The organism is Bordetella sp. BOR01 (assembly GCF_019218885.1).
Lineage (GTDB): Bacteria > Pseudomonadota > Gammaproteobacteria > Burkholderiales > Burkholderiaceae_B > Bordetella_A.
Map to the genome: position 1 here is coordinate 260,792 of NZ_JAHUWT010000001.1, position 14,435 is coordinate 275,226.

Sequence of the window (14,435 nt, forward strand, 5' to 3'; positions counted from 1 at the left end):
GTAAAATGCTGGCGCGGCACCCCGTAAACCCTGCAATTGTTACATACCCCACGGTTTTTCTCATGACTACTCAACCTTCCGCCCCCCTGACGTACCGCGACGCCGGCGTCGACATCGACGCGGGCGACGCCCTGGTCGACCGCATCAAGCCCTTGGCTGCGCGCACCATGCGTCCAGGCGTGCTGGCCGGCATCGGCGGGTTCGGCGCCTTGTTCCAGGTGCCCGGGAAGTACCGCGAGCCCGTGCTGGTATCGGGCACCGACGGCGTGGGCACCAAGCTGCGCCTGGCCTTCGAATGGAACCGCCATGACACCGTGGGTGTCGACCTGGTCGCCATGAGCGTCAACGACATCCTGGTGCAGGGGGCCGAGCCGCTGTTCTTCCTGGACTACTTCGCTTGCGGCAAGCTGTCGGTGGACACGGCCGCTGCGGTGGTGGGTGGTATCGCGCACGGCTGCGAACTATCCGGCTGCGCGCTGATCGGCGGCGAAACTGCCGAAATGCCCGGCATGTATCCCGACGGCGAATACGACCTGGCCGGTTTCGCGGTGGGCGCGGTGGAAAAGTCGTCCATCCTGGACGGCAAGTCGATCCAGCCGGGCGACGTCGTGCTGGGCCTGGCGTCCAGCGGCGCGCATTCCAACGGCTATTCGCTGGTGCGCAAGATCCTGGAACGCGCCGGCGCGCGTCCCGACCAGGATTTCCACGGCCAGCCGCTGGTCGACGTGGTGATGGCGCCCACGCGTATCTACGTGAAGCAGGTGCTGGCCGCGCTGGCCGACCATATGGGTGGCATCAAGGGCCTGGCGCACATCACGGGCGGCGGCTTGCTGGACAACGTGCCACGTATCCTGCAACCCGGCCTGTCGGCCCGCTTGCATCGCGACGCCTGGCAAATGCCGCAATTGTTCCAATGGCTGCAGCAGCAAGGCGGCGTGGCCGACACCGAAATGCACCGCGTCTTCAACTGCGGCATCGGCATGGTGATCGTGGTGGACGCGGCCCAGGCCGACGCCATCGCCGCTACGTTGACGACGCAAGGGGAAACCGTCAGCCGGATTGGCGAGATCGTGGCGCAAGGGGATGGCGAGGCGCAGACGGTCGTCGTCTAGACGCCGTCGTTGCCAGGTGGCAGACGCCTGGCATGGCTGATGCAGCCCTGGCTGGCCAGGCGCTGCTGGTGTCGGCGCCGCTGCATGCCTGCCTGTCGTCGGCGTTTTATTTTTCCAGCAGCGCGGCCACGGCATCGACTGTGTGTGGCACGGCGTCGCCGGACAGGCAATCTATTACCCGCCGTTCGGGCTGCGCGCGCAGCCAGGTGAGTTGCCGCTTGGCCAACTGCCGGGTTGCCGCGATGGCCTGCTCGCGTGCGGTGTCCAGATCGACCGTGCCGTCCAGGTGCGCCCACATCTGCCGGTAGCCCACGCAGCGCACTGACGGCAGGCCGGGATGCAGGTCGCGGCGGGCGTGCAGGGCGCGGACTTCGTCCAGCAGGCCGCCGGCCAGCATGGCATCGAAGCGCTGTTCGATGCGGGCATGCAGGGCGGCGCGGTCGCTGGGTTCCAGGCTCAAGGTGATGTAGCGGTGGCTGGTGGGCGGGTCCGAGGGGCGTTGCGCCTGCAGCAGCGCCGACATCGGCTGCCCGCTGAGCATGCAGATTTCCAGCGCGCGCTGGATGCGCTGGCTGTCGTTGGGGGCCAGCCGCGCGGCGGTGGCGGGGTCCAGTTGCGCCAGTTCGGCGTGCAGGGCGGGCCAGCCCAGGCGGGCGGCGCGGGCTTCCAGTTCGGCGCGCAGGGCAGGGTCGGCCTGCGGCAGGTCGTCCAGCCCCTCGCGCAGCGCCTTGTAGTAAAGCATGGTGCCGCCTGCCAGCAGCGGCATGCGGCCGCGTGCGCGGATGGCGTCGATCAGGCGTAGCGCATCGGTGCGGAATTCGGCGGCCGAATAAGACTGCGCGGGATCGCGGATGTCCAGCAGGTGCTGCGGCACGCGCGCCTGTTCGGCAGGCGAGGGCTTGGCCGTGCCGATGTCCATGCCCCGGTAGATCGTGGCGGAATCGACGTTGATCACTTCCAGCGGCCAGCGCTGCGCCAGGGCCAGCGTGGCGGCGCTTTTGCCGGCCGCGGTGGGGCCGGCCAGGCAGAGAATGGGCGGGGCGGAACTCATGCCGGCAGGGGCGCGGCGTGCCCGCGGGGCGATACGCGCATGATGGCTACTGCCCGCGCAGGAAGAGCTTGTCCAGATCGGATACCGACCATTGCACCCAGGTGGGGCGGCCATGGTTGCACTGGTCGGCGCGCTCGGTGATTTCCATCTGGCGCAGCAGCGCATTCATTTCTTCGATGTTCAGGCGCCGGTTGGCGCGTACCGAGCCATGGCAGGCCATGGTGGACAACAGCTCGTTGCGCTGCTCGGTCAGCAGGCGCGACACGCCCACCGAGCCCAGGTCGCGCAGCACGGCGCGCGCCATGGTCTCGATGTCGCCGCGCGCCAGCAATGCCGGCACCGAACGTACCGCGATCGAGCTGGGGCCGGCCGGACGCAAGTCGAAGCCCAGTCCGGCCAGTTGTTCCTGATGCTCTTCGGCCAGGGCCACGTCTTTTTCCTGGGCGTGAAAGACCACTGGCACCAGCAGGTCCTGGCGCGGCAGGTCGCGGGCGTCCAGGGCCCGCTTCAGTTGTTCGTAGACCACTCGTTCGTGCGCGGCATGCATGTCTACCAGCACCAGGCCACGCCGGTTCTGGGCCAGGATGTAGATGCCGTGCAACTGTGCCAGCGCCATGCCCAACGGGTGTTCTTCATCGGCAGGCAGGCTGGCCGGGTAGGCGGGGCCGGGTTCGCGCAGTGTCGCGGCAGGCGCGGCTGCCGCGTTGTCCAGCGGCCGGTAAAGCGAACGCCAGTCGGCGGCGGGAATACCGGCCGGCTCGGCGTGCAGGCGGAACGGCACCTGTGTATGAGGCCGCACGGCACGGTCGGGCGCAGAGGTTGCCGTGCCGGGCCCGGCCAGGGCAGCGCGGCCGTCGGTGGAGGCGGTGCGCACGGCGGCATCCGCCAGGGCGGGTGTTTCGCCGGCCGAGGTGCCCGGCAGCGTATCTGGCGCCACGCCGGCCGCGGCGGGCACGGCCGAGGCGCCGCCGGTCTGCGCCAGCGCTTGCCCGACCACTTGCGATACGAACCGGTGCACGGCGCCGCTGTCGCGAAAGCGCACTTCGTGCTTGGCGGGATGCACGTTGACGTCTACCGCGCCGGGGTCGATGTCCAGGTACAGCACATAGGCAGGCTGGCGGTCGCCATGCAGCACGTCGGCATAGGCGGCGCGCAGCGCGTGGCTGACGGTGCGGTCGCGCACGTAGCGGCCGTTGACGTACAGGTATTGGCGGTCGGCGCGCGCACGGGCGGCAGTGGGGCGCGTGATCATGCCCGACAGGCCGATGGCGCCTGCCGAGGCGTCTACCGGCAGGCCGTGCTCGGCGAACTCGGCGCCCAGCACGTCGCGGATGCGCTGCCCCGGATCGGCCGGCAGCCACTGGCGCTGCGCGCGGTCGTGATGGAACAGGCGGAAGGCAATATCGGGATGGGCCAGGGCGATGCGCTCCATGGCATCCACGCAATGGCCGAATTCGGTGGCCTCGGCGCGCAGGAACTTGCGGCGCGCGGGCACCGCATCGAACAACTGGCGCACGTCGACCGTGGTGCCCGGCGGGCCGGACGCCGGCGCCACTTGCAGGCTGCCGCCGTCGATCTGCCAGGCATGATCGCCCTGGCGGGTGCGCGATATCAGCGTGACCCGGGCCACCGATGCGATCGAGGCGAGCGCTTCGCCGCGAAACCCCATCGACGCCACCGATTCCAGCTCGCCCAGCGAGCGGATCTTGCTGGTGGCATGGCGCGCCAGGGCCAGCGGCAATTCTTCGGGCGGAATGCCCGCGCCGTCGTCGGATACGGCAATGCGCCGGATGCCGCCGCCTTCCAGGCGCACCTCGATGGCGCGGGCGCCGGCATCGATGGCGTTCTCGAGCACTTCTTTCAGCACGGATGCCGGCCGTTCGATGACCTCGCCCGCGGCGATCTGGCTGATCAGCAGGTCGGGCAGGGCGGCGATGGCGCGGCGTTCGGACATGGCAGGCGGCTGGATGGAATCTGGCATGTGATGATTTTAGCCCCAGGCGGCATGGCCCCCGGCACCGACAGCGTGCCGCGCCGGTGCGCTATAGTCGAAGCCGGTTCGCGTCGGATAAACAGGGCGGCGTGCCATGCCGATCACCGCGCGCGACGCGGCGCCCGCCACGCTATTCACACGGTTATTGCATGCTCGAATTTTTCCAGATGGTGTTGCATATCGACCAGACGCTGGGAGTCTGGGTCGAACAATATGGGGCATGGGTCTACCTGGTCCTGTTCTTGATCATCTTCGCCGAGACCGGGCTGGTGGTGCTGCCTTTCCTGCCGGGCGATTCGCTGCTGTTCATCGCGGGCGCTTTCGGCGCCACCGGCAGCCTGGACCCGGTACTGCTGGGCGTGCTGCTGATCGTGGCGGCCGTTACGGGCAACACCGTCAACTATGCCATCGGCCGCTACATCGGGCCGCGCGTGTTCACCATGAATGTGCGCTTCCTGGACCGTGCGGCGCTGCTGCGCACGCACATGTTCTATGAAAAGCATGGCGGCAAGACCATCGTGATGTCGCGCTTCCTGCCCATTTTCCGCACCTTTGCGCCGTTCGTGGCCGGCGTGGCCGAAATGAACGTACTGCGCTTCCAGTTGTTCAACGTCAGCGGGGCGGTGCTGTGGGTGGCCAGCCTGATCACGGCGGGTTATTTCTTCGGCAATATCCCGCTGGTGAAAGAGCACCTGAACACTATCGTGCTGCTGGGGCTGGCGGCCGCCATCGTGCCGCTGGCCGTGGCGGGGCTGGTGAAACTGGTGCGCGGGCGCCGGCGGGGCGGCAGCGGCCCGCAGCCCTGAGCGCGGCCGCTGCCGGTCATTCCTGGCCGGGGCCGCTGCCGACCTTGGGCCAGTATGTGCCGAAGGTCCACAGGTTCATTTCCGGGTCGCGGCACGAGAACTCGCGGCTGCCGTAGCTGGTGTCGTTGGGTTCGGATTCGATCTGCGCCCCGGCTGCCTTCACCTTGTCGTACAGCGTGTCGGGGTTGTCCACGGCTACGTACAGCGAATCGGTGCGGCGGCCGTCCAGGCCGCCCACCATCTTGCCGTAGGCATCATCGCGATGCTGGCCCAGCATCAGGATCGACGATCCCATGGCCAGTTCGGCATGCTGCACCGTGCCCGCGTGCCGGTAGACGACATGTTCGGTGAAGCCGTATACCTCGATCAGCCAACGGATCATGGCCTCGGCGTCCTGGCAGCGCAGCGTGGGGAAAAGGCGCGGAGGATCGCCGGCCGTATTCGCGTTCATGGGGATACTCCTTCCTGGCGGTTGGAGTTTCCATCATAGAAGCAGGAAAGCCGGGCAGAGCCGGACTTTGATGAATTGTTACCCCTGCCGCGCCGGCGCCTCAGCTGGCGTCGGCGATATGCGCCAGCGGGGGATTCGCGACGAAATACTGCTGGATGCCGGTCATCATGGCCATGGCCAGCTTTTGCTGGTGGCTGGTCGAGCGCAGCAACTCTTCTTCGCGCGGGTTGCTGATGAAGGCGGTTTCCACCAGGATCGATGGAATGTCGGGGGCCTTCAGCACGGCAAAGCCGGCCTGCTCGACATCGCGCTTGTGCAGGCGGTTTATTTTCTTGATTTCGTCCAGGAACGCGGCACCCAGGCGCAGCGAATCGTTGATCTGCGCGGTGGTGGACAGGTCGAGCAGCACCTTGGCCACTTGCTTGTCGTGGCTGCCCAGGTTGACGCCGCCGATCAGGTCGGCCGCGTTTTCCTTGTTGGCCAGCCAGCGCGCCTGCGTGCTGGAGGCACCGCGCTGCGACAGCGCGAATACCGATGAGCCGCTGGCGGTGGGCTTGATCCAGGCGTCGGCATGGATGGAAATGAACAGGTCGGCGCGTACGCGGCGCGCTTTCTGCACGCGCACGTGCAACGGCACGAAGTAGTCGTCGTCGCGCGTCAGGTAGGCGCGCATATTGGGCTGGTCATCGATCATCGCCTTCAAGCGGCGGGCGATGCGCAGCACCACGTCTTTTTCACGCAGGCCGCTCTTGCCGATAGCGCCGGGGTCTTCGCCGCCGTGGCCCGGATCGATCGCGATGGTGACCATGCGCTTGCGGCGCGAGGGCCGGGACGGCTCGGGGGCCGGCTTGGGCATGGCGATGGCGGGCGGGGGCTTCTGGCCCTGGGCTTGCGGCGCGGGGGCCGTGGGCGTGACGGGATTGCGCGCGATGTCTTCCAGGATGCGCGCCAGCGGATCGTCGACGTCGGGCCCGGCCTGCTTGTTCAGCATGGCCATCAGCGGGTCTTGCGCCACTTTGGGGTACAGGTCGAGCACCAGGCGGTATTGGTAGTCGGCAACAGGCTTCAGCGTGAACACCTGGGGCGCCACCGCCTGCTTCAGGTCGAATACCAGGCGCACGACATTGGGGCGGTTCTGCGCCACCCGCAGGGTCTGGATGTACGGGTCGTCGGGGCGCACCTTGGAAACGAGCTGGTTCAGCGCGGTGCTGACTTGCAGGCCTTCGATATCGACCACCAGGCGGTGCGGGTTTTCCAGCGTGAAATGTTCAGCCTTGAGTTCGCTGTCGAGTTCCAGCGTGACGCGTGTGTATTCGTCGGCCGGCCAAGTACGCACCGCCAGGATCGTGGCAGCGTGCGCCAGCCGCGGAATGACCGGCAGGACGAGCAGGGTGGTGGCGACGCTGATCAGGCGTCGGCGGAGGGTGCCGCTGGCGGAGAGGGCACCTGGGGCGGAGGGACAATCGCGTTCAACCATGTTTGTCCTCGTGCGGTAAAGGCAGTCAGGGTGACCTCGCGGCCCGGGTCGGCATAAACCAGGGAAATCTGCATGTCCGGAGGGGGCAGAACCCCCTCGGCACGCTCGGGCCATTCGATCAGGACGACTGCGTCATCACGCAGTAAATCTCGGAATCCCGCGTCCAGCCATTCACGCGAATCACTAAATCTATAGAAATCAAAGTGATAGAAGTATAAGTTAAAAACTTTATAAGATTCAAGCAGCGCATAGCTGGGACTTTTGATTCGGCCCGTTATGCCGCATTCGCGCAACAAAGCCCGGGTAAAAGCCGTTTTTCCAGCGCCCAGCTCGCCTTGCAGGTGAATACGGCCGCCCGGCGGGTGGCCGTGTGCGCCGGTGACCAAAGGCGCGAATTGCCGGGCCAGCGCGTCGGTGGCGGTTTCGTCGGGCAATGACAGGGTCAGGCTGCGCAGCGGGACGGACATGGCGGGGATCGAGTGGTAAAACAGGGTGAACGTGCCCGGATTATAGGAAGCAGCCCGTCTGCTATCATCGTACTGATTTTTATTCTCGTTTGAGCCACGCCCGCGGCCCTTGCCGGCCCGGCTTCTGCCAGGAATATCCACGTCATGAATACGCGTACCGAAAAAGATACTTTCGGCCCCATCGAGGTACCCGCCGATCACCTGTGGGGCGCGCAGACGCAGCGCTCGCTGCAGTTCTTCGCCATTTCGACCGAACGCATGCCGGTGCCGCTGGTGGCCGCCATGGCGCGCCTGAAGCGCGCAGCCGCCAAGGTCAATGCCGAGCTGGGCGAACTGGATGGCAAGATCGCCGACGCCATCGTGCGCGCGGCCGACGAAGTCATCGCCGGCGACTGGCCCGACGAATTCCCGCTGTCGGTCTGGCAGACGGGGTCGGGCACGCAAAGCAATATGAACATGAACGAGGTGCTGGCCAACCGCGGCTCGGAATTGCTGGGCGGCGAACGTGGCGAAGCCCGCAAGGTGCATCCGAACGACCACGTCAATCGCGGGCAATCGTCGAACGACACGTTTCCCACGGCCATGCACGTGGCGGCGGCCCTGCAGGTCGAACATCACCTGCTGCCGGCCCTGAAGGCGCTGCGCGCCACCCTGGCGGCCAAGAGCGCGGCGTTCTACGACATCGTGAAGATCGGCCGCACCCATTTGCAGGACGCCACGCCGCTGACGCTGGGGCAGGAGCTGTCCGGCCACGTGGCGCAGCTGGACCTGGCCGAGCAGCAGATCCGGGCCACGCTGCCGGGGCTTCATCAATTGGCCATCGGCGGCACCGCGGTGGGCACCGGGCTGAACGCGCATCCGCAGTTCAGCGCCAAGGTGTGCGCCGAACTGGCGCACGATACGGGTTCGGCGTTCGCGTCGGCACCCAACAAGTTCCAGGCGCTGGCTTCGCACGAAGCCCTGCTGTTCGCGCATGGGGCGCTGAAGTCGCTGGCGGCCGGCCTGATGAAGATCGCCAATGACGTGCGCTGGCTGGCCAGCGGCCCGCGTTCGGGCCTGGGCGAGATCAGCATTCCCGAGAACGAGCCGGGCAGCTCGATCATGCCGGGCAAGGTCAACCCCACGCAATGCGAAGCCATCACCATGCTGGCCGCGCAGGTCATGGGCAATGACGTGGCCATCAACATCGGGGGGGCCAGCGGCAATTTCGAGCTCAATGTGTTCAAGCCGCTGGTGATCCACAACTTCCTGCAATCGGCGCGCCTGCTGGCCGACGGCATGGCCAGCTTCGACCAGCATTGCGCGGCCGGCATCGAGCCCAACCGCGAACGCATCGCCGAACTGGTCGACCGTTCGCTGATGCTGGTGACCGCGTTGAATCCCCACATCGGCTACGACAAGGCCGCGCAGATCGCCAAGAAAGCCCACAAGGAAGGCTTGTCGCTGAAGGATTCGGCACTGGCGTTGGGGTTTGTGACGGAGGAGCAGTTTGGCGAATGGGTGGTGCCTGGGGATATGACTAACGCTGGGCGGTGAGCGGGTTGCCTCATTGGTGGTGGAGTGGTTGGTTCTTTAGCGTCGGCGCGCGGGCCGGGCGGTGGCCTTGGCTTCACGGTGCCGTCCGGGCGCCCCGCGCGCCCGGGTCCGGCACCGAGGCGCCGCGGCCACCGCCCGGCCCACGCGCCGACTCGCGATGGTTCATCACTTGCTCATTGCTGGGACGAGCGGGGTTCTTGAGCTTCGTCGGCCTGTCCGTCTTGGAAGAAGAAAAAAGTGCGGGCCGCCATCGGACGCCGCCCTGCGCGGCGCCCGATGGCTTTCGCGCGGCGACAGGCGTGAGTTTGTCGCTAGCGCGCGTTCGTACGCCATGCGTTGTGTCAGCCGTCAGGGATGAGCGTGTCAGCAGGGTGGCCGCAGCATTACCTTCAAACACCCTTACGCACGTCACCGCCCGAATGGCCATCCAAGTCGCGCAGGGCGACTTGGATGGCCGGCCCATACTTTTTTCTTCTGGAGCGATGGCGCCCCATCACCAGGCAAGAACCCCGTCCGCCTCGGGGCGCCCGGACGGCACCGTGAAGCCGAGACAGGCCCGCCCCCACGACCGGACGCCAAAAGAACTACCCTCCCATTACCCAGCAACAGCCAGCCACGCAGGTATCGTCACCACCGACATCAACGTCCCCAACGACACCAGCAACGCCACCATGCGTCCATCCCCCCCCATCCGCATGGCGAGGACGTAGGTGGCGGATGCGGTGGGCAGGGCGGCGAAGAGCAGCAGCATGCGCGATTCGGCCAGCGGCAGGCCGAACAGGCGGGCCGCGCCCAGGGCGGCCAGGGGCAGCACCAGCAGCTTGACGGCCAGGATCCAGGCGATCAGGCGGCCATGGCCCCGGCCGCCTTGCCATGACAGGCTGGCGCCCACGCACAGGATGCCCAGCGCCAGCGATGCACCGCCCAGGCGCGCCAGCACGGTGTCGATCGGGCCGGGCAATTGCAGGCCGGCCAGGTTGCCGGCCAGGCCCAGCAGCGTGGCCATGAGCAGCGGGTTGCGCAGCAGTTCGCGCAGCAGGTTGCTGCCGCCGTGGCGTGCCAGGCTGTAGACCGCCACGATATTGGCGATGGGGACGGCAAAGCCGACGATCAGCGCCATGGTGGTCTGGCCGTGCGCGCCGCCCAGGCTGACCGCCAGCGCCAGCCCGATATATGTGTTGAAGCGGTAGCCGCACTGTGCCGCCGAGGCCAGCGCCAATGGCTGGGCGCGCAGGGCCAGGCCGCCCAGCCAGGCCAGCGCGACGCCGGCGGCCACGACCGCGGCCGTGGCCTGCAGCAGCAACAAGGCGCTGCCGGCGCTGATGGGGGTGCGCAAAATGGCCTGGAACAGCATGGCCGGGAACAGCACGAAATACACCATGCGTTCCAGGCCGGCGAAGAACTCGCGATTGAAACCCAGTTTGTGGCGCAGCAGCCAGCCCAGGGCGACCAGCAGGAAATCCGGCAAGACCAGCAGAGCAACCGACATGAAAATTGTGAAAAGTTGGGGAAAATACCGCATATTTCGGCCGCACCGGGCGGCCGTTTTGCTGCTATTCTCCCCGAATTCGGCAGAGCATGTGCGCCATAAGCACGCTGGATTTCATATACTTCGCTCGCCTGCTTTTGCAGCGATCGGCTTATCGGCGGTTCGCTGAAGCCTGCATCATCGGCTCCCATACGGGGGGCCCGCACCTGGAGGAAATACAACAATGAAGATCAAAGCACGTACCTTGGCCTCGGCCATTGCGTTGGCGACCGGCCTGGCGGCCACATCCGTTGCCGCCGCTGCCGACTTTCCCAGCAAGCCGATCCGCGTGATCGTGCCGTTCGCGCCAGGCGGTTCCACTGACATCATCGCGCGCCTGGTCACCCAGCGCATGAGCCAGGAACTGGGCCAGCCCATGGTCGTCGAGAACAAGGGCGGCGCCGGCGGCGCGATCGGGGCAGCCGAAGCTGCCCGTGCCGAACCCGATGGCTATACGCTGTCGATCGCCACCGTGTCGACCATGGCCGTGAACTCGGCGTGCCGTCCCAAAGATCTGCCCTACGATCCCATCAAGGACTTCCAGCCGGTCACCAATTTCGCCAACACCGCCAACGTGGTGTCGGTGAATCCCAAGTTCCCGGCCAAGGATTTCAAGGGCTTCCTGGAAGAACTGAAGAAGAACCCTGGCAAGTATTCGTACGGCAGCTCGGGCACGTGCGGCGTGCTGCACCTGATGGGCGAGTCGTTCAAGATCGCCACCGGTACCGATATCGTGCATGTGCCCTACAAGGGTTCGGGCCCGGCCGTGGCCGACGCTGTCGGCGGCCAGATCGAGATCCTGTTCGACAACCTGCCGTCGTCCATGCCGCAGATCCAGGCCGGCAAGCTGCGCGCCATGGCCATCGCATGGCCCGAGCGCATCGACACCATCAAAGACGTGCCTACCTTCAAAGAGGCTGGCTACCCGCAGTTGAACCAGCCGGTGTGGTATGGCCTGTTGGCTCCCAAGGGCACGCCGATGGACATCGTGAACAAGCTGCGCGATGCCGCCGTGGTGGCCCTGAAAGACCCGAAGGTCATCAAGGTGCTCGACGAGCAGGGTTCGGCACCGTCGGGTAATACGCCGGAAGAGTTCGCCAAGGAAATTCAAGAGCAATACGACTGGGCGAAGGACATCGTCAAGAAGAGCAACATCACGCTCAACTAAGCCGCGCGCGACGGCCGGGCCGATGGCCTGGCCGGGGCCGCACAGCACACGGGCGCCTGCGGCGCCCGTTTTTCTGCCTGAGCGGCGGCAAACCGCGTCATGCCGGAAGCTGCTGGGCCAGGTCGTCGCAAGCCTGGCGCAGCCGCTCGATGAATTCCCGGTGCAAGGCCGACAACGGATCTTGGGTGCGGGTCAGGATGCTGAGCGGCACTTTCAGCGGCGGATCGAGGCGGCGCACCACCATGCCGGGCCGCAGCATGGCGCGCACCGTGATGGCATCGACAATGGCCTCGCCGCAGCCCGCTTCGGCCAGCGCGCACGCCACATAGTGAGTCTGCACCTGGATGGCCACGTCGGGATCCAGGCCTTGCGCATCCAACGCCATTTGCAGTAAAGCGCCTGACGCGTCGCGCGAGTCCAGCACGATCAGGGTATCGTCGACCAGGTCGGCCAGCCGGGTGGCGCCGCCGCCGGGCTTGCGGCCCAGGTGCACCAGTTCGGTATGGCCCAGCGATGCGCGCGTCAGGCCAGGGTAGTCGTGCATGTCGAAGGTGACGGCCAGGTCCAGTTCGCGCGTCAGCAGGCCCTGCACCAGCTCGGCGCTATGGTAGGTATGGATGTCGAAGGTGATGCCGGGCCGCGCATCGCGGCTGGCCCGCACCACCTGGGGCAACAGGCCCAGGCCCAGGGCGGGCGCGCAGCCCAGCCGCAGGTGGCCGTGCGGGCGTTCGCGCAGGCTGGCCGCCAGCCTGCGCACGCTGTTCAAGTCCTGGTTCAGGCGCGAGACCTCGGGGGTCAGGATCTCGGCTTCGCGCGTGGCGACCAGGCGGCCTTTGACGCGCTCGAACAATTTGAAGCCAAGCTGGGCCTCGGCATGCGCCAGCAGCTTGCTGGCCGCGGGTTGCGAAATATGCAGCGCGGCCGCCGCTTCGGTCAGCGAGCCGGTCCGGCGTATGGCTTCGAAGATTTCTATGTGGCGCAGGCGCATGGCGGGGAACTGAGTGAAGGGGGTAGGGCCCTAGGCATTCTATTGCGATAATGGCCGCGTCGGTCCGCGCCTGGGGCCGCGTAACTTTGCAGGAGACCCCCGATGCGTGTTCGACCCTGGGTGGGCGCATGGTGCATCGCGCTATTGTGCGGTGGCGCCGCCAGCCAGACTGTTGCCCCGGCGGCGCACGAAAACGTCAATCCGGAAGCGGCGTCGGGCTACACGGCCAGGCAGGCGGTGTCGGCGCAGCGTTTCATGGTGGCCACGGCCAACCCGCTGGCCACGCAGGCAGGCTATCGCATTTTGCAGGCGGGCGGCAGCGCGGTGGATGCCGCCATCGCCGCGCAACTGGTGCTGGGCCTGACCGAGCCGCAGTCCTCCGGCCTGGGCGGGGGCGCGTTCCTGGTGCACTACGCGGCGCCCAAGCGCCAATTGCGCGTGTACGACGCCCGCGAGACCGCACCGGCCGCCGCCCGGCCCGACCGCTTCCTGCGAGATGGCAAGCCATTGCCATTTGCCCAGGCAGTCAACAATGGCATGTCGGTGGGCACGCCGGGCTTGCTGCGAGGCCTGGAACTGGCGCATCGGCAGCAAGGCAAGCTGCCCTGGCGCAGCCTGTTCCAACCGGCCATTGCGCTGGCCACGCAAGGCTTCGAGGTTTCGCCGCGCCTGCACTCCTTGCTGGTGGCTACCCAGGCCGAATTGGCCGCCCAGCCCGCCGCCGCGCGTTATTTCTATGCCTCCGATGGCCAGCCCTGGCCGGTGGGCCATGTGCTGAAGAATCCGGAATACGCCGAGGTGCTGCGGCGGGTGGCCGACAAGGGCGCCGACGCGTTCTATCACGGCGACATCGCTCACGACATCGTGGCGGCGGTGCGCGCGCATGCCAAGCCGGGCGACCTTAGCGTGGCCGACCTGGCGGGCTACCGCGCGCATGCGCGCGATGCGGTTTGCGGCGAGTACCGTGCCTATCGCTTGTGCGGCGCTCCGCCGCCCAGCAGCGGCCCGTTGGCCGTGCTGCAGATGCTGGGCATCATGCAGCACTTCCCCATGGACAAGCTGGGGCCGCGCAGTGTCGAGGCGGTGCACTATTTCGCCGAGGCGGGCCGGCTGGCGTTTGCCGACCGCGGCTTTTACGTGGGCGACCCCGCGTTCACCAAGGTGCCGGTGCGCCAGATGCTGGACCCCGGCTACCTGGCCCGCCGGGCCGCGCTGATCCATCCGGATCGTAGCCTGGGCACGGCGCTGCCCGGCGACCCGGCCGGCTTGCTGGCAAGCCGTGCGGCCGATGACGCGCTCGAGGTGCCATCGACCTCGCACATCGTGGTGGTCGATGCGCAAGGCGACGTGCTGTCGATGACCAGTTCCATCGAATCGGCATTCGGCAGCAAGATATTCGTGCGGGGGTTCCTGCTGAACAATGAGCTGACCGATTTCTCGCTGTCGTTCAAAGACCCCGAAGGACGCCTGGTGGCCAATCGCGTGCAGCCCGGCAAGCGGCCGCGCAGTTCCATGGCGCCCATGATCGTGTTTCGCGATGACGAGCCTTATATGGCCGTGGGGGCGCCCGGCGGCAGCGCCATCATCAACTACGTGGCCAAGACCCTGGTGGGCGTGCTGGATTGGAACCTGGACATCCAGCAGGCGATCTCGCTGCCGAACCTGGGCAGCCGCAACCAGGCGACCGAACTCGAGCGCGGTACCTACCTGGAAGACATGATGCCGGCCTTGCAAGGCATGGAGCACGAGGTGAAGACGGTGGAGTTTCCCAGCGGCATACAGGGGATTGTCATCAAGGACGGCACGTTGATCGGCGGCACCGATCCAAGGCGCGAGGGGCTGGTGCTGGGCGAGTAGT

At 66.8% G+C, this 14,435-nt stretch carries 12 protein-coding genes; 5 read left to right on the forward strand and 7 right to left on the reverse strand.

Annotated features, from left to right (window positions below; genetic code table 11):
* The first annotated feature begins 62 nt into the window (after positions 1-62).
* The gene (gene purM / locus KW845_RS01225) at positions 63-1,112 is read left to right on the forward strand and encodes a phosphoribosylformylglycinamidine cyclo-ligase (protein WP_218367364.1); all 1,050 of its coding nucleotides are present in this window, start codon (positions 63-65) and stop codon (positions 1,110-1,112) included.
* Between the two features lie 106 nt (positions 1,113-1,218).
* Here purM and miaA read toward each other — a convergent pair whose 3' ends face one another.
* Together miaA and mutL are read right to left on the reverse strand one after the other, a co-directional pair.
* Positions 1,219-2,163, reverse strand: coding sequence for a tRNA (adenosine(37)-N6)-dimethylallyltransferase MiaA (gene miaA, locus KW845_RS01230; protein WP_218367365.1), 945 nt, complete (start codon positions 2,161-2,163; stop codon positions 1,219-1,221).
* Between the two features lie 46 nt (positions 2,164-2,209).
* The gene (gene mutL / locus KW845_RS01235; protein ID WP_218367366.1) at positions 2,210-4,117 is read right to left on the reverse strand and encodes a DNA mismatch repair endonuclease MutL; all 1,908 of its coding nucleotides are present in this window, start codon (positions 4,115-4,117) and stop codon (positions 2,210-2,212) included.
* A 188-nt stretch (positions 4,118-4,305) separates the two neighbouring features.
* On the opposite strand from mutL, the gene KW845_RS01240 reads away from it, so the two are divergent.
* Entirely contained in the window at positions 4,306-4,962 is a 657-nt protein-coding gene (locus KW845_RS01240) for a VTT domain-containing protein (RefSeq protein ID WP_218367367.1), read from the forward strand.
* 16 nt (positions 4,963-4,978) lie between these two features.
* Here KW845_RS01240 and KW845_RS01245 read toward each other — a convergent pair whose 3' ends face one another.
* The 3 genes from KW845_RS01245 to tsaE all read right to left on the reverse strand — a co-directional run bounded on the left by KW845_RS01245 (position 4,979) and on the right by tsaE (position 7,357).
* Positions 4,979-5,413 carry a VOC family protein gene (locus KW845_RS01245; RefSeq protein ID WP_218367368.1) on the reverse strand — a complete coding sequence of 145 codons (435 nt, stop codon included), beginning with the start codon at positions 5,411-5,413 and terminating at the stop codon, positions 4,979-4,981.
* A 100-nt stretch (positions 5,414-5,513) separates the two neighbouring features.
* The gene (locus KW845_RS01250) at positions 5,514-6,890 is read right to left on the reverse strand and encodes an N-acetylmuramoyl-L-alanine amidase (RefSeq protein ID WP_218367369.1); all 1,377 of its coding nucleotides are present in this window, start codon (positions 6,888-6,890) and stop codon (positions 5,514-5,516) included.
* Positions 6,821-7,357, reverse strand: coding sequence for a tRNA (adenosine(37)-N6)-threonylcarbamoyltransferase complex ATPase subunit type 1 TsaE (tsaE, locus tag KW845_RS01255; protein WP_218368579.1), 537 nt, complete (start codon positions 7,355-7,357; stop codon positions 6,821-6,823). Before tsaE ends, KW845_RS01250 begins: the two co-directional genes overlap by 70 nt.
* A 144-nt stretch (positions 7,358-7,501) precedes the next feature.
* Here tsaE and fumC point away from each other — a divergent pair, with 144 nt between their 5' ends.
* Positions 7,502-8,893: a class II fumarate hydratase gene (gene fumC, locus KW845_RS01260; protein ID WP_218367370.1), complete on the forward strand. Its 1,392-nt coding sequence runs from the start codon at positions 7,502-7,504 to the stop codon at positions 8,891-8,893.
* A gap of 595 nt (positions 8,894-9,488) precedes the next feature.
* On the opposite strand, the gene KW845_RS01265 is transcribed toward fumC, so the two are convergent.
* On the reverse strand, positions 9,489-10,382 hold the full coding sequence (locus KW845_RS01265; RefSeq protein WP_218367371.1) for an AEC family transporter: 894 nt from the start codon (positions 10,380-10,382) through the stop codon (positions 9,489-9,491).
* Between the two features lie 223 nt (positions 10,383-10,605).
* On the opposite strand from KW845_RS01265, the gene KW845_RS01270 reads away from it, so the two are divergent.
* Positions 10,606-11,589 (forward strand): tripartite tricarboxylate transporter substrate binding protein BugE, encoded by a 984-nt coding sequence (locus KW845_RS01270; RefSeq protein WP_218367372.1) that lies wholly within the window; start codon positions 10,606-10,608, stop codon positions 11,587-11,589.
* A gap of 97 nt (positions 11,590-11,686) precedes the next feature.
* Here KW845_RS01270 and KW845_RS01275 read toward each other — a convergent pair whose 3' ends face one another.
* Positions 11,687-12,577 carry a LysR family transcriptional regulator gene (locus tag KW845_RS01275; protein WP_218367373.1) on the reverse strand — a complete coding sequence of 297 codons (891 nt, stop codon included), beginning with the start codon at positions 12,575-12,577 and terminating at the stop codon, positions 11,687-11,689.
* 102 nt (positions 12,578-12,679) lie between these two features.
* On the opposite strand from KW845_RS01275, the gene ggt reads away from it, so the two are divergent.
* Positions 12,680-14,434, forward strand: coding sequence for a gamma-glutamyltransferase (gene ggt, locus KW845_RS01280; protein WP_218367374.1), 1,755 nt, complete (start codon positions 12,680-12,682; stop codon positions 14,432-14,434).
* Position 14,435: the final 1 nt, after the last annotated feature.

Bases quoted from the DNA above. Each gene is read 5' to 3' on its own strand.
- purM (WP_218367364.1), top strand. From the start codon at position 63: ATGACTACTCAACCTTCCGCCCCCCTGACGTACCGCGACGCCGGCGTC.
- miaA (WP_218367365.1), bottom strand. From the start codon at position 2,163: ATGAGTTCCGCCCCGCCCATTCTCTGCCTGGCCGGCCCCACCGCGGCC.
- mutL (WP_218367366.1), bottom strand. From the start codon at position 4,117: ATGTCCGAACGCCGCGCCATCGCCGCCCTGCCCGACCTGCTGATCAGC.
- KW845_RS01240 (WP_218367367.1), top strand. From the start codon at position 4,306: ATGCTCGAATTTTTCCAGATGGTGTTGCATATCGACCAGACGCTGGGA.
- KW845_RS01245 (WP_218367368.1), bottom strand. From the start codon at position 5,413: ATGAACGCGAATACGGCCGGCGATCCTCCGCGCCTTTTCCCCACGCTG.
- KW845_RS01250 (WP_218367369.1), bottom strand. From the start codon at position 6,890: ATGGTTGAACGCGATTGTCCCTCCGCCCCAGGTGCCCTCTCCGCCAGC.
- tsaE (WP_218368579.1), bottom strand. From the start codon at position 7,357: ATGTCCGTCCCGCTGCGCAGCCTGACCCTGTCATTGCCCGACGAAACC.
- fumC (WP_218367370.1), top strand. From the start codon at position 7,502: ATGAATACGCGTACCGAAAAAGATACTTTCGGCCCCATCGAGGTACCC.
- KW845_RS01265 (WP_218367371.1), bottom strand. From the start codon at position 10,382: ATGTCGGTTGCTCTGCTGGTCTTGCCGGATTTCCTGCTGGTCGCCCTG.
- KW845_RS01270 (WP_218367372.1), top strand. From the start codon at position 10,606: ATGAAGATCAAAGCACGTACCTTGGCCTCGGCCATTGCGTTGGCGACC.
- KW845_RS01275 (WP_218367373.1), bottom strand. From the start codon at position 12,577: ATGCGCCTGCGCCACATAGAAATCTTCGAAGCCATACGCCGGACCGGC.
- ggt (WP_218367374.1), top strand. From the start codon at position 12,680: ATGCGTGTTCGACCCTGGGTGGGCGCATGGTGCATCGCGCTATTGTGC.